The organism is Paraburkholderia tropica, from assembly GCF_914484835.1.
Taxonomy (GTDB): Bacteria; Pseudomonadota; Gammaproteobacteria; order Burkholderiales; family Burkholderiaceae; genus Paraburkholderia; species Paraburkholderia tropica_A.
Window position 1 is genome coordinate 200 of the sequence record NZ_CAJZAR010000019.1, and the last position, 1,332, is coordinate 1,531.

The 1,332-nt window shown below is 60.1% G+C and carries 2 protein-coding genes; both read left to right on the forward strand.

What is annotated here, in order from left to right; genetic code table 11:
• The first annotated feature begins 591 nt into the window (after window positions 1-591).
• On the forward strand, window positions 592-1,050 hold the full coding sequence (gene rimP, locus LDO54_RS01905) for a ribosome maturation factor RimP (protein ID WP_065061251.1): 459 nt from the start codon (window positions 592-594) through the stop codon (window positions 1,048-1,050).
• Window positions 1,047-1,332: NusA N-terminal domain-containing protein (locus LDO54_RS39150; protein ID WP_436975470.1), on the forward strand; the 286-nt coding region annotated here is incomplete at its 3' end. The genes rimP and LDO54_RS39150, both read left to right, overlap by 4 nt.

Consider the following 1,332-nt stretch of genomic DNA (forward strand, 5'->3'; position numbering starts at 1 on the left):
CCGGCGTGACCGTCGCGCGAATGCGACACGCGTATGACAGACGAGCACTCGCCCGCGTCACAGTCGTCGCGCGGTCCGCAGCGTAAAGTGCGGAAATCGCCGCAAAACGCCTTGAAAACGCCTCTGAGCAGCCCATATTCCGTGCATAACGCATGGCCGTTCGCCTTGCGTGGTTTGCGTTAGAGCCGGAAAAAGGCTACAATCTTGGAGTCGCTGGGCGTGCGGCTTTTATTTGCGTCCCAGGTGCGACCACCTGGCTAAGTGAGAAGATGGGCGTTTCGCCCATTTTTTTTTGCTTCGGCCGAATGTGATCGATGTGGTGATAGTGCAGTGATCGGTGCAGTAAGCGTTCAGTGCGCGATGTGCGGTGCAAAAGTAGTCCAATACACCCGTCGCGCAGGCATCGATACCCCCCGGGCAGCAGAACCGGGCGCACATCGCCGGGCATCACATCGAGGTGGAGCATCATCTGGGTCACGCGCAAGTAGGTGCAAGAGCGCGCGCTCATCTGGCGCGCGGCCCGCGAATCCCGTTTGACTCTCAGGAACAGGAAGTTGCCGGCTCGCTGCGCGAATATCTGGAGTGGGCATTGTGCAACTGACGGAACTGATTGAAACCACGGTCACCGGGCTCGGTTACGAGCTGGTCGACCTCGAGCGCACCGGGCGCGGCATGCTGGCCATCTACATCGATCAGCCCGCGGGTATCGCGATCGAGGACTGCGAGAAGGTCACGCGTCAGCTGCAACACGTTCTGTTTGTCGAGAACATCGACTACGAACGTCTTGAGGTCTCGTCGCCCGGCCTCGACCGGCCGCTGAAAAAGCTGGCGGACTTCGAACGCTTCGCGGGCTGCGAAGCGGTTATCACGTTGAAAAAGCCATTGGACGGACGGAAATCGTACCGCGGCATCGTGCATGCCCCGGAAGGCGAAACCATCGGTCTGGAATTCGAAGGGAAGGCGGGGCCTGCGATGCTCGATTTCACGCTCGCGGACATCGACAAAGCCCGCCTGATCCCCAAAGTTGACTTTAGGAGCCGCAAACAATGAGTCGCGAAGTGTTGATGCTGGTGGATGCGCTGGCACGCGAGAAGAATGTCGACAAGGACGTGGTGTTCGCCGCCCTTGAAGCGGCGCTTGCGTCGGCCTCCAAGAAACTCTTCGACGAGGATGCGGACATCCGCGTGCACATCGACCGCGAAAGCGGCGAACACGAGACGTTCCGTCGCTGGCGCATCGTGCCGGACGAGGCGGGTTTGCAGGAGCCGGATCAGGAAATCCTGCTGTTCGAAGCACGCGAGCAAGATCCCGAAGCGCAGATCGACGGTTTCG